The sequence below is a fragment of the Nocardia sp. NPDC058497 genome (assembly GCF_042720195.1).
Taxonomy (GTDB): domain Bacteria; phylum Actinomycetota; class Actinomycetes; order Mycobacteriales; family Mycobacteriaceae; genus Nocardia.
In genome coordinates this window covers 1-12,142 of record NZ_JBHXMY010000120.1, presented here as the reverse complement: position 1 = coordinate 12,142, position 12,142 = coordinate 1, and the positions used below count along the sequence as shown (strand labels likewise).

The following is a 12,142-nucleotide window of genomic DNA, read 5'->3' as shown; positions in this document are numbered from 1 at the left end:
GCGATTGGGGACCTTTTTGGGGTTACCGGGGGCGGCGCCGGGGTCATGCCGCGGCCCCGAACCGGCTCAGAACGGCAGGGCGCCGCGCAGGCGGCCGACCAGGGTGCGGCCGGAATCGCGGTCGCGTTCGGTGAACAGGAACTGCAGTTCCTCCTCGAGGCCCTTGCGGACCACATCGCGCAGATCGGCGGCCGCGGCATCGAGATCCTCGGCCTCGAGCCACGGCGTCGGGTCGATCGGCGCGCCCGCGGAGTAGTAGAACCGCTCCGGTCGCGGCAGCGGCGTGGGGCCGATGCCCTTGACCATCGGCGGGTTCAGCTCGGGGTTGATGCCGAGCAGGCTGCACGTCCAGCGCAGCGGGCGCATCACCGGATGCTGACCGTCGAAGACGATGTCGAACGCGTCGTCGACGCCGATCATCGCCAGCGGCACGATCGGCACCCCAGCCTGGATCGCCATCCGCGCGAACCCGGTCCGGCCCTCCCACTTGAGCACGTACTTCTCGCCCTTGCGGCGGATCGCCTCCCGGCCGCCACCGGGGAACACGACCACCGCTTCACCCTGCTCGAGCAGCGCCAGGCAGTTGTTGCGCGTCCCGCGCACCGCGCCGAAGCGGTGCAGGAGCTGGCGCACGCCCGGCACCATCAGCACATGCTCGGCCAGCCCGCGCACCAGCCGCCCGCGTTCCCGCAGGATCGCCGGCATCAGCAGCGGCGCATCGATCCCGCCGAGCAGGTTGTGGTTGGCCACGATGAGCACCGGGCCCTCGGCCGGAATGTTGTCCAAGCCGTAGAACCGCGGGCTCGCCCACGCGGTCACCGGCGCGAACACCGCCTCGAACGCACGGATCTCCCACTCGCTCGGCCTCGGGTTCAACGGCGCGTTGTCGGAGAGGATCCGGTCGCCCTGCTCGACCGATACCGCCCTGTTCTCGTTCACTATCTCTGGACCCCACTGGTCATTCGACATAACACCCTCCTGCTGTCGACAATCGACCATAGCGCCCGAAAATGGCTGTGTCGCATCAATGTTGGCCGCTACCCCGCGGCAAACCCGGCTGATCGGATCAGCTCGGAACGACTTCGGCCGGCCCCGAATGGGCGTATTCCGACAGGGGGGCGGCCAGTGCCTGGGGCACGCGCGCCCTGACCCGGGTGCCGCCTTCCTCGTGCTCGGCGGAGATGATCCGGCCGTCGGCGTGGATGCGCGCGAGCAGATCGCCGCGGCTGTAGGGCAGCAGCACGCTGATGTCGACATCGAGCCCGCCGAGCACCTCGGAGAGCCGCTCGCGCAACTCCGCCACCCCGGCGCCGGTCTGCGCGGAGACGAAGGCCGCGTCGGGCAGCAGCCCGCGCAGCCGGGTGAGCTCGTTCGGGTCGGCCGCGTCGATCTTGTTGACCACCAGCAGTTCCGGCGGTGCGGCGGTGCCCTGCTCCTTGATCACATCGGTGATCACCTCGCGGACCGCCCTGATCTGTTCGAGCGGCAGCGGATCGGAGCCGTCGACGACATGCAGCAGCAGGTCGGCGCCGGTGACCTCTTCCAGCGTCGAGCGGAACGCCTCGACCAGCTGGGTCGGCAGGTGGCGGACGAAGCCGACGGTGTCGGTGAACACCATTTCGCGGCCGTCGTCGAGCGCGGCCCTGCGGGTGGTCGGATCCAGGGTGGCGAACAGCGCGTCCTGCACCAGCAGGCCGGCCCCGGTGAGCGCGTTCATCAGGCTGGACTTGCCCGCGTTGGTGTAGCCGACGATGGCGATCGCGGGGACGCCGCTGCCTGCGCGACGGGCGCGCATGGTGTCGCGGGCGGTCTTCATCTCCCGGATCTCGCGGCGCAGCTTGGCCATCCGCTCGCGGATGCGGCGGCGGTCGGTCTCGATCTTGGTCTCACCGGGACCACGCAGACCCACGCCACCACCGTTGCCGCCCGCGCGGCCACCGGCCTGCCGGGACATCGACTCACCCCAGCCACGCAGCCGCGGCAGCATGTATTCCATCTGCGCGAGCGCGACCTGGGCCTTGCCCTCGCGGGAGGTGGCGTGCTGGGCGAAGATGTCGAGGATCAGCGCGGTGCGGTCGATGACCTTGACCTTGACGACCTTCTCCAGCGCGGTCAGCTGCGCCGGGGTGAGTTCACCGTCGCAGATCACGGTGTCGGCACCGGTGTCGAGGACCACAGTGCGCAGTTCCTCGGCCTTGCCGGAGCCGATGTAGGTGGCCGGGTCCGGCTTGTCGCGGCGCTGGATCAGGCCTTCGAGGACCTCCGAGCCCGCCGTCTCGGCGAGGGCGGCCAGCTCGACCATGCTCGCCTCGGCCTGGGCGGAGCTGCCGGTGGTCCACACACCGACCAGCACGACCCGTTCCAGGCGCAGCTGCCGGTATTCGACCTCGGTGATGTCGGTGAGTTCGGTGGACAGCCCGGCGACACGGCGCAGCGAGGAGCGCTCGTCGAGCTGCATCTCGCCGACGGTGGGTTCGGGCGCCCAGCCGGGACGCTGCATGCGGGCCGCGTGGCGGGCAAGCGCGTCGTCGACGTCGCCGCGGTCGGCGGCCACGTCGGGATCGGCCGCGGTGGTGTGCTCGGCCGAGGTGGGCTCGGTGGGGGGTTTCGATTTCGTCATACGCCTTCTATGCTGCCACGTCACGGTGACAGCGCGCATCCGGTTATCCGGCTACTGCGCGTCCCACCAGTCCCGCGACAGCGTGCCGGAGGCCAGCAGCACCGACGGACCGCGCAGCCAGGCCCGGCCCTGGTCGATGGTGACCAGCACCTGACCGCCGGGTACCCGCACCGTCACCTCGCCGGAACCGGTGCCGACCGCGACACCGGTGGCGGTCAGTGCCGCGGCCGCGGCAGCGACGGTTCCCGTTCCGCAGGACCGTGTTTCGCCGACGCCGCGTTCGTAGACGCGCATGTCGACGGCATTGTCGGGACCCAGCGCGGTGAGGATCTCGACATTGACCCCGTGCGGGAACAGGTCGGGATCGAAGCCGGGCGAGACGGCCAGGTCGAGCTTGGCCAGCGTGTCGGCCGTGAGTCCCTCGTCGACGCAGGCCAGATGCGGATTGCCGACATCGATGCCGATCCCCGGCAGCGCCCAGCCGCCCAGGGTCGCGGTGGACGGGCCGAGTTCACGCACGACACCCATGTCGACGGTGACCTCGCCCTCGACCGGTCCCGCCGCGTGCACCACGACGGGCCGGGCGCCCGCGCGGCTGCCGACGACGTACTCGGTGCGCGATTCCATCCCGGACGCGTTCAGGTAGTGCGCGAACACCCGCACGCCGTTGCCGCACATCTCGGCGATCGAGCCGTCGGCATTGCGGTAGTCCATGAACCAGTCGTCACGGCCGACGCCGTCGGGCAGCGCCTCGAGCACCCCCGCGTCGACGAGCGCGCCGGTCTTGGCGACGCGCAGCACGCCGTCGGCGCCGAGGCCACGCTGCCGATCACACAGCGCGGCGACGCGGTCGGCGGTCAGGTCGAGCCGGACCTGCGGGTCGGGCAGCACGACGAAATCGTTCTGGGTGCCGTTGCCCTTGCTGAATTCGATGTCGGACACGGTCGTCATTGTCCTCTTCGCCGCCGAGTGCCGCGCTACCGGGCGAAGGTGCGCCGCTGGCGGGCGATCTCGTAGAGGCTGATCGCGCCCGCCGACGGCGCGCCCAGCGAGCTGGCGGTGCCGCCCATCGGGATGGTGACCAGGTCGTCGCACGCCTCGGCCCAGGCCGAACTCATCCCGGTGGTCTCGTTGCCGACGACCAGGATCGTGGCCTCGGTGAAGTCGTAGTCGTAGATGGTGCTCGGCGCGTCCTCGTCGGTGCCGACGATGCGCGTGGGGATGCCGCGCGCCACCTGGCGGTCCCGGAATTCGAGGACCTGCGCGGGTCCGGCGGCACGCAGCACCGGGACGGCGAACAGCGAACCGGTGGAGGCGCGCACGGCCTGCGGATCGAACTGGTCGGCGCCGTGGCCGGTGACGATCACGGCGGACGCGCCGAAGGCGTCGGCGGACCGGATCAGCGTGCCGAGGTTGCCCGGCGAGTTCGGGCGGTCGAACACGACGACGACCGGCGCGTCCTCCCCCGGTTCGCCGGGCGCGTAGTCGGCCAGGTCGGGCTGCTGGGACACCGCGACCGCGACGATCTCCGGCACGCTCGCCGCCTTCTCCCCCAGCTCGGCCATGAGCTCGGGTACCAGCCCGACCTGCGGCACGTCGGCGGTGTCGAGCACCTCGCGCGCCCAGCTCGACAGCTCGGGGGTGCCGAGCCGGTAGAGCAGGGTTTCCAGCGGCCAGTCGTTGGCCAGCGCCTGGGTGATCGGGCGCACGCCCTGCACGAGGAACCGGCCGTCACGATGACGTTTCGTCCGGTTGTTGAGGTAGGCCTGCCACACCTGCACCGAGGCGTTGCGGGTACTCACTCGACGCGTCACTGCGCTGTCCGTCCTGTCGGGTCTGGGTGGTGCTGGGAGAGCAGGGCCAGCGCGGTCGCGGCGAGCTCGGGGTCGGCGCCGTCGACCCAGGCCACCCTGGGATCGCGGCGGAACCACGACCGCTGCCTGCGCACATACCGGCGGGTGCCGATCAGGGTGCGCTCACGGGCGTGGGCGAGGTCGTATTCGCCGTCGAGATAGGCCAGCACCTGGGCGTAGCCGATCGCGCGGCGGGCGGTCTGGCCCTCACGCAGCCCGAGTTCGATCAGGCCGCGCACCTCCTCGACCAGGCCGGTGTCGAACATGAGGGCGGTGCGTGCCTCGATCCGGGCGTCCAGGGCCGCGGTCTCCCGGTCGACGCCGAGGATGGTGGTGTCCCAGCGTGGCGTGCCGATCGTCGGCGCCGAGGCGGCGAAAGGCTGCCCGGTCAGCTCGACGACCTCGAGCGCGCGCACCATCCGCCTGCCATCGGTGGGCAGGATGGTCGACGCCGCGACCGGGTCGGCTTCCTTCAGCGCGGCGTGCACCGCGTGCACCCCGCCCTCGGCGAGCAGCGCCTCCCAGCGCGCGCGGACCTGCGGGTCGGTGGCCGGGAAATCCCACTGGTCGAGCAGCGCCTGCACGTACATCATCGAGCCGCCCACGATCACCGGGACGAGTCCGCGGGCCATGATGTCCTCGACGATCGCGCTCGCGGCGCTCTGATAGGCGGCGACCGTCGCGGTCTCGGTGACATCGAGGACGTCGAGCAGGTGGTGCGGGATACCGCGACGCTGGTCGGGCGGCAGTTTCGCGGTGCCGACGTCCATCCCGCGATAGAGCTGCATCGCGTCGATATTGACGATCTCGCCGCCGAGCCGTTCGGCGAGATCGAGCGCGAGATCGGATTTCCCGGTGGCGGTGGGGCCGACGACCGCGATCGGGCGCCCTGGCCTGCTCGTCACTCGTCGATACCTTCCTGTCCACACGGTTGCCACACGCTCACGTCGTAGCCGACGCCATAGGGTGCGCCCTGGTAGAGGGTACGCACCCGCGGATCGGCCGGATCGTCGGCGAACAGACCGCCGAGTACCTGGTAGGCGGCGCGTCCGTCGAGCAGCAGTTCGGCGCACAGCGCGGGGTCGAGCACGGCCAGTCCGGACCGCGAGCCGGATCGCAGCGCGGTGTCGAGGGCCTGCTGCACCGGCGCCGCCCGCTCGTCCAGATAGCCGGGCGCCGTGACTGTCAGCGTCGCCGCGCCGTCGGCGACGACGAGCACCGCGTGCGGCGCCGGATCGGCGTCGAGTTCGGCCCGCAACACAGAGCCGGCGCGCGCGCAGTCCGACGGTGACGCGTCGGCGGCGAGCAGCCGCGCGCGCACCGAGATCCCCGGCGCCACCTGCTCGCGCAACCATCCGGCGACCAGCACGGGCAGGGGAAGCTGGGCGTCTGCTGGGCCCGGCTTCTCGCCCGCGGGGGCGAGGCCGACGACCACGTCGGCGCCGAAACCACGGAACGTCCCTCTGGTCGTGGGCGGGAAGTTCTGGTCGTGGGCGCCGACGCCGACGACGGTCCACCGGTCGGCGGACGCGGCGAGTGTGGACGCGGCGTCGAGTGCCGCGGCGCGCAGCACCGCGATCGGGTCGTCGGGATCGCCGCCGGACGCGACGGGACGCCCGCACAGTTCGGGCACCAGCATCGGCGGCGACGGGACCAGGGCCGCTATCGAGAACACGCCGTAACCGTAGCCGTACCGCGTGGGCGGCCCGGCACCCGCCGCACCGCGACCCGGCTGCGGTCTGCGAGTGTCCGGCGCGGTGATGCGCGCCGAGATTGCTAGTGTTTTCAGGTGCGACTACCCACGTCGTCCGGGACGAAATCCCAGGAAATCCGGCATCCGATCCCTGGGATCGATGGTTTCCTCGGCTCGAACCGGGTTCAATGGGATGTGCTAGGGCGTAACCAGGCAGCCGTGACGCGCGGCAGGGACGGAGAGCAATGACCGACAGCAACGGAACCGCGAAGCCCACCCCCGGTCCGGGCCCGCGACCCTCCGCTACCCCCAAGCCCGGCGGAAAGTCTCCGCGTCCGCCGAAGCCGCACGCCGTGAAACCGGCGCCGGGACCCGATCAACCCCATCCGCACGCCGTCGTCGTGCCGACCGTCACCGACCCGAGCAAGTGGGGCCGCGTCGACGAGGACGGCACCGCCTGGGTGAAGACCGCCGACGGTGAGCGCGTCATCGGCTCCTGGCAGGCGGGCGACGCCGCCGAGGGGCTCGAGCACTTCGGCCGCCGCTTCGACGACCTGGCGACCGAGGTCGCGCTGCTCGAGGCCAGGCTGGCCGCCGGCGCCGACGCCCGCAAGACCAAGGCCGCCGCCCTCGCGATCGCCGAGACGCTGCCCACCGCGGCCGTGATCGGCGACATCGACGGTCTGGCCACGCGCCTGCAGGCCATCACCGAGCACTCCGAGGAAGCCGCCGCACACGCCAAGGAGGAGAAGGAGCGCGCCCGGCACGAGCACACCGAGCGCAAGGAAGCCCTCGCCGCCGAGGCCGAGCAGATCGCCGCCGAGTCCACCCAGTGGAAGCACGCGGGCGACCGGCTGCGCGAGATCCTCGACGAGTGGAAGTCCATCCGCGGGGTCGACCGCAAGGTCGACGACGCGCTGTGGAAGCGGTACTCCAAGGCCCGCGAGGCGTTCAACCGCCGCCGCGGCGCCCACTTCGCCGAGCTCGACCGGGAACGCGCCTCGGCGAAGACCCGCAAGGAAGAGCTGTGCGTGCGCGCCGAGGAGCTGTCCGGGTCCACCGACTGGACCGGCACCGCCGCGGTGTTCCGCGATCTGCTCACCGAGTGGAAGGCCGCCGGCCGCGCGCCACGCGAGGCCGACGAGGCACTGTGGCGCCGGTTCAAGAGCGCCCAGGACGTGTTCTTCGCCGCCCGCAACGCTGTGGTCTCCGAGCGCGACGCCGAGTTCGAGCACAACGCCACCGCCAAGCAGGAACTGCTGCGCGCCTACGAGCACATCGACCCGGCCGCCGGACTCGACGCCGCCCGCAACGCGCTGCGCGAACTGCAGGACAAGTGGGACGCCATCGGCAAGGTGCCGCGCGAGCGCATGCAGGAGCTGGAAGGCAAGCTGCGCGCCATCGAGAAGCGCGTGCGCGACGCCGCCGACCAGCAGTGGCGCCGCACCGACCCGGAGGCCGTCGCCCGTGCCGCGCAGTTCCGCGAGCGGGTCGCCCAGTTCGAGGAGCAGGCCGCCAAGGCCACCGCGGCGGGCAAGAAGCGCGACGCGGAGAAGGCCCTGGAACAAGCCAAGCAGTGGCGTGAGTGGGCCGAGGCCGCCGAGGGCGCCGTCAGCAATCTGTGACCGCCTCCCCGCGACTTTTGCCGGTCGTGGGGAGCGGGCCGGGCTGGCAACCGGGCTCGCCGGAGTGCGCCGATAGTTCTGGGCGTACCCGGCGAGTTACCGATGTACTGACGAAATCAGTTGCCGCTGATCGGCGGATCTACTTCTATTCGCCAGTGAGGCGCTTGCGGTCGCGGTCCTCGGCTTCGCGGGCGGCGTTGCGGCGCTGCTCTTCGGCGGCGAGCTGCACGGCGGTGCGGCTCCAGACGACGCGAACCCAGTGGAAGGTGAGCACCATGATCGCGATGGTGCCCAGGATCAGGCCGATGCCGGGGCCCGCGCCCTCGTAGTTGCCCAGCCCGGGAGTCTGGCGGTGCCAGATCGACAGCACGCCGAACACACTGCCGACGGCCGAGCCAGCGCAGGCCAGCCAGGCCAGCACCCAGCGGCGGGTGGTCAGTGCCAGCAACGAGAAGCCGACACCGAAGACGATGACCAGCCAGACGAAGATCCGCGACGGCAGGCCGATGTGCTCGACGCCCGCGGCGTCGGTATCGAGCAGCACGTCGAAGCCGCGCGCGGTGCCCGCGGTCGGCAGCACCAGCGAGATCAGCAGCGCGAAGACCGCGCCCGCCACGACCAGCGCCCGTGCGCCGGGATCGATCTCGCCGGCGATGCGGCGTTCCACCGCGTCGAGTTCGTCGCGGAACTGTTCGAATTCCTTGTCGTCCACCCGGTTCACCGCGTCGTCACTCCTGTCCGCAGGCTGATCGTTGCTGGGCTCGTGTGCGCCGGGCTCTACTGTGCCATCCCCGGATGAGTCGCCGTCACCCGACCCACTACGACCGGTAGTAGGTTCGGGTTCGTCCGAACCGTTCACGCCGAACACCCGGTCGAGCAGCCGTCGACCACCGGCTCGACGACCGGAGCGCCGATCCGCGGCAGACCGAGGCCGACACCGATCGGCTCGGTCTTGGGCGTGACGCCACGCTCGTGCGCGTCGCCCGCCCTGGTGCGCCGGTGCGACTTGACCACACCGTCGGCGATCAGGTGATGCGGCGCCGCCTCGGTGATGTCCACGGTGACGATGTCGCCCGGCCGGATCCCCGCGTCGGCGCCGGGCCGGAAGTGCACCAACCTGCCGTCGCGCGCGCGACCGCTCATCCGGGCGGTGACCGCGTTCTTCTTGCCCGCGCCCTCGGCGACGAGCAGCTCCACCTCGGTGCCGATCAGCGCCTGGTTGGCCTCCAGCGACATCTGCTCCTGCAGCGCGATCAGCCGGTCGTAGCGTTCCTGCACGACCGCCTTGGGCAGCTGGTCGGGCAGTTCGGCGGCGGGCGTGCCGGGCCGCTTGGAGTACTGGAAGGTGTAGGCGCTGGTGAACCGCGCCCGGCGGACGACGTCGAGGGTCTCCTGGAAGTCCTCCTCGGTCTCGCCGGGAAAGCCGACGATGATGTCGGTGGTGATCGAGGCGTGCGGCATCGCGGCGCGCACCTTCTCGATGATGCCGAGGAAACGCTCCTTGCGGTAGGAACGGCGCATCGCCTTGAGCACCCGGTCGGAGCCGGACTGCAGCGGCATGTGCAGCTGCGGGCAGACGGTGGGGGTCTGCGCCATCGCCTCGATGACATCGTCGGTGAACTCGGCCGGATGCGGCGAGGTGAACCGCACCCGCTCGAGGCCCTCGATCTGCCCGGTCGCGCGCAACAGCTGGGCGAAGGCGCCACGATCGCGCGGCTGCTCCGGGTCGACGAAGTTCACGCCGTAGGAGTTGACGTTCTGGCCGAGCAACGTCACCTCGAGCACGCCCTGGTCGACCAGTGCCTGCACCTCGGCGAGCACGTCACCGGGGCGGCGGTCGACCTCCTTGCCACGCAGCGCGGGCACGATGCAGAAGGTGCAGGTGTTGTTGCAGCCCACCGAGATCGACACCCAGCCCGCGTACGCCGACTCCCGCTTGGCGGGCAGCGTGGACGGGAAGGCCTCGAGCGATTCGAGGATCTCGACCTGAGCTTCTTCGTTGTGCCGAGCCCGCTCGAGCAGCACCGGCAGCGAACCGATGTTGTGCGTGCCGAACACCACGTCGACCCACGGCGCCTTGCGCACGACCGTCTCGCGGTCCTTCTGCGCCAGGCAGCCGCCGACGGCGATCTGCATGCCGGGACGGCCCTGCTTCACCGGCGCCAGATGGCCCAGGGTGCCGTAGAGCTTGTTGTCGGCGTTCTCGCGCACCGCGCAGGTGTTGAACACCACCAGGTCGGGGGTGTCGGTGGGCGCGGCCTTCACATAGCCCGCGTCTTCGAGCAGGCCGGACAAGCGTTCGGAGTCGTGTACGTTCATCTGGCAGCCGAAGGTGCGGACCTCGTAACTGCGCGCCTGCGTCGCCGCGCGCTCCGTCGCGTTCTGTCCGTTCGAATCCACCCGTCCAGGGTACGGGCCGCACTCGATGTGGTCTGCGTCGCGGTCGGGAGTCGCCCGTGGTACCGGCAGGTTACCGGCCGGTGTCGTTTCGGCGTGCCGCGACGGCGAGTCACGGAAACCCGGGCAAATCTCCGAAGAACGCCTAAGGTTTCTGACCATGACCGACGACGCCGCACCCGCGACCGGGAAAGCCGCCGCCGCCGCCACTGCTGGCGCGCCGCCGATGATCTCGATGCGCAACGTGGACAAACACTTCGGTGACCTCCACGTTCTGCGCAACATCAACCTGGAAGTCCCCCGCGGGCAGGTCGTGATCGTCCTCGGCCCCTCGGGTTCGGGGAAGTCCACCCTGTGCCGCACCATCAACCGGCTCGAACCGATCGACTCCGGCGAGATCGCCATCGACGGTGTCGCCCTGCCCGCCGAAGGCAAGGCGCTGGCCGCGCTGCGCGCCGAGGTCGGCATGGTGTTCCAGTCGTTCAATCTGTTCGCGCACAAGACGATTCTCGAGAACGTGATGCTGGCGCCGCTGAAGGTGCGCGGCATCAAGAAGGACGCGGCGCGCAAGCAGGCCCTCGCCCTGCTCGACCGGGTGGGCATCGCCAACCAGGCCGAGAAGTACCCGGCTCAGCTGTCGGGCGGCCAGCAGCAGCGCGTCGCCATCGCCCGGTCGCTGGCGATGGACCCGAAGGTGATGCTGTTCGACGAGCCGACCTCGGCGCTGGACCCGGAGATGGTCAACGAGGTGCTCGAGGTGATGGTCTCCCTCGCCAAGGAGGGCATGACGATGCTCGTCGTCACCCACGAGATGGGTTTCGCCCGCCGCGCCGGGCACCGGGTGCTGTTCATGGCCGACGGCGAGGTCGTCGAGGACACCGCCCCCGACACCTTCTTCACCGCGCCCTCCTCGGACCGCGCCAAGGACTTCCTCGGCAAAATTCTCAGTCACTGACCCACCCACCACATCACCAGGAGAAGGACACTCGATGAGGATCAATCGTGCGATGCGGGTCGGAATCGGCGCCGCGGCACTGGCATTGGCTGCCACGCTCACCGCGGGCTGTGGCGGCGGTGACGAAGGGTCGGTGCTCGACCACGCCAAGGAAGGCAAGCTGACCGTCGGCATCAAGTTCGACCAGCCAGGCCTGGGCCTGCGCAACACCGACGGCACCTACAGCGGTTTCGACGTCGAGGTGGCCAAGTACGTCGCCGACAAGCTGGGTGTGAAGCCGGAGAACGTCACCTTCAAGGAAGCGCCGTCGGCGCAGCGCGAGACGCTGCTCGAGAACGGTCAGGTCGACCTCGTCGTCGCGACCTACTCGATCACCGACAAGCGCAAGGAGAAGGTCGATTTCGCCGGACCGTACTACGTCGCCGGTCAGGATCTGCTGGTGCGCGCCGACAACACCGACATCACCGGCCCGGATTCGCTGGCGGGCAAGAAGGTGTGCTCGGTGAAGGGTTCCACCCCGGCCCAGAACATCAAGGACAAGTACCCGCAGGCGCAGCTGCAGACCTACGACACCTACTCGCTGTGCATCGAGGCGCTGCGTGGCGGCGCGATGGACGCGGTCACCACCGACAACGTCATCCTGGCCGGCTACGCCGCGCAGTCGCCGGGTTCCTACAAGCTGGTCAACAAGCCCTTCACCACCGAGAACTACGGCATCGGTATCAAGAAGGGCGAGACCGAGGCGCGCACCAAGGTCAACGACGCGATCGAGGCGATGATCGCCGACGGTTCGTGGAAGGCCGCGCTGGAGAAGTCCTTCCCCGGCACCGGCTTCGAGATCCCGCAGCCGCCCACCGTCGACCGCTACTGATCGCCTCCGCCCCGCGCGGGCGGGCCGCCCGCCGCCCCCCCCCCCCGCACCAGGTGGTCTGGGCCCGACAACCCCCTGCCTCGCCCCGCCGCCGCGTGCTCCCAGTGAGAGCCGCTCTTCAACCACAA

General features: G+C 70.5%; 11 protein-coding genes. 3 read left to right on the top strand and 8 right to left on the bottom strand.

All coding sequences use genetic code 11. The annotated features are described in order from the left end of the window. Window positions 1-66: 66 nt before the first annotated feature. From ACFWPJ_RS11270 to ACFWPJ_RS11245, 6 genes are all read right to left on the bottom strand, one after another. Window positions 67-939: a lysophospholipid acyltransferase family protein gene (locus ACFWPJ_RS11270; RefSeq protein ID WP_378849744.1), complete on the bottom strand. Its 873-nt coding sequence runs from the start codon at window positions 937-939 to the stop codon at window positions 67-69. Between the two features lie 127 nt (window positions 940-1,066). Beyond that, on the bottom strand, window positions 1,067-2,500 hold the full coding sequence (gene hflX, locus ACFWPJ_RS11265; protein ID WP_378849751.1) for a GTPase HflX: 1,434 nt from the start codon (window positions 2,498-2,500) through the stop codon (window positions 1,067-1,069). A 171-nt stretch (window positions 2,501-2,671) separates the two neighbouring features. Beyond that, window positions 2,672-3,553 (bottom strand): diaminopimelate epimerase, encoded by an 882-nt coding sequence (gene dapF / locus ACFWPJ_RS11260; protein ID WP_378849749.1) that lies wholly within the window; start codon window positions 3,551-3,553, stop codon window positions 2,672-2,674. Between the two features lie 44 nt (window positions 3,554-3,597). Continuing rightward, on the bottom strand, window positions 3,598-4,422 hold the full coding sequence (locus tag ACFWPJ_RS11255; RefSeq protein ID WP_378849742.1) for a TrmH family RNA methyltransferase: 825 nt from the start codon (window positions 4,420-4,422) through the stop codon (window positions 3,598-3,600). Window positions 4,423-4,430: 8 nt separating this feature from the next. Next, complete coding sequence (gene miaA / locus ACFWPJ_RS11250; RefSeq protein WP_378849740.1) at window positions 4,431-5,378, bottom strand: tRNA (adenosine(37)-N6)-dimethylallyltransferase MiaA; 948 nt, start codon at window positions 5,376-5,378, stop codon at window positions 4,431-4,433. Further along, entirely contained in the window at window positions 5,375-6,148 is a 774-nt protein-coding gene (locus tag ACFWPJ_RS11245; protein ID WP_378849738.1) for a hypothetical protein, read from the bottom strand. The genes miaA and ACFWPJ_RS11245 overlap by 4 nt, the downstream gene beginning before the upstream one ends. 263 nt (window positions 6,149-6,411) lie before the next feature. Between ACFWPJ_RS11245 and ACFWPJ_RS11240 the strand changes: the two genes are divergently transcribed. After that, window positions 6,412-7,791, top strand: a complete 1,380-nt coding sequence (locus tag ACFWPJ_RS11240) for a DUF349 domain-containing protein (protein WP_378849736.1) — start codon at window positions 6,412-6,414, stop codon at window positions 7,789-7,791. A gap of 145 nt (window positions 7,792-7,936) precedes the next feature. Here ACFWPJ_RS11240 and ACFWPJ_RS11235 read toward each other — a convergent pair whose 3' ends face one another. Together ACFWPJ_RS11235 and miaB are read right to left on the bottom strand one after the other, a co-directional pair. Then, window positions 7,937-8,512 carry a hypothetical protein gene (locus tag ACFWPJ_RS11235; RefSeq protein ID WP_378849735.1) on the bottom strand — a complete coding sequence of 192 codons (576 nt, stop codon included), beginning with the start codon at window positions 8,510-8,512 and terminating at the stop codon, window positions 7,937-7,939. A gap of 134 nt (window positions 8,513-8,646) precedes the next feature. Continuing rightward, window positions 8,647-10,191: a tRNA (N6-isopentenyl adenosine(37)-C2)-methylthiotransferase MiaB gene (miaB, locus tag ACFWPJ_RS11230; RefSeq protein ID WP_378849733.1), complete on the bottom strand. Its 1,545-nt coding sequence runs from the start codon at window positions 10,189-10,191 to the stop codon at window positions 8,647-8,649. A gap of 223 nt (window positions 10,192-10,414) precedes the next feature. Here miaB and ACFWPJ_RS11225 point away from each other — a divergent pair, with 223 nt between their 5' ends. Together ACFWPJ_RS11225 and ACFWPJ_RS11220 are read left to right on the top strand one after the other, a co-directional pair. Beyond that, window positions 10,415-11,143: an amino acid ABC transporter ATP-binding protein gene (locus ACFWPJ_RS11225; RefSeq protein ID WP_378849747.1), complete on the top strand. Its 729-nt coding sequence runs from the start codon at window positions 10,415-10,417 to the stop codon at window positions 11,141-11,143. A 34-nt stretch (window positions 11,144-11,177) separates the two neighbouring features. After that, window positions 11,178-12,014, top strand: coding sequence for a glutamate ABC transporter substrate-binding protein (locus tag ACFWPJ_RS11220; RefSeq protein ID WP_378849731.1), 837 nt, complete (start codon window positions 11,178-11,180; stop codon window positions 12,012-12,014). The last annotated feature ends 128 nt before the right edge of the window (window positions 12,015-12,142 follow it).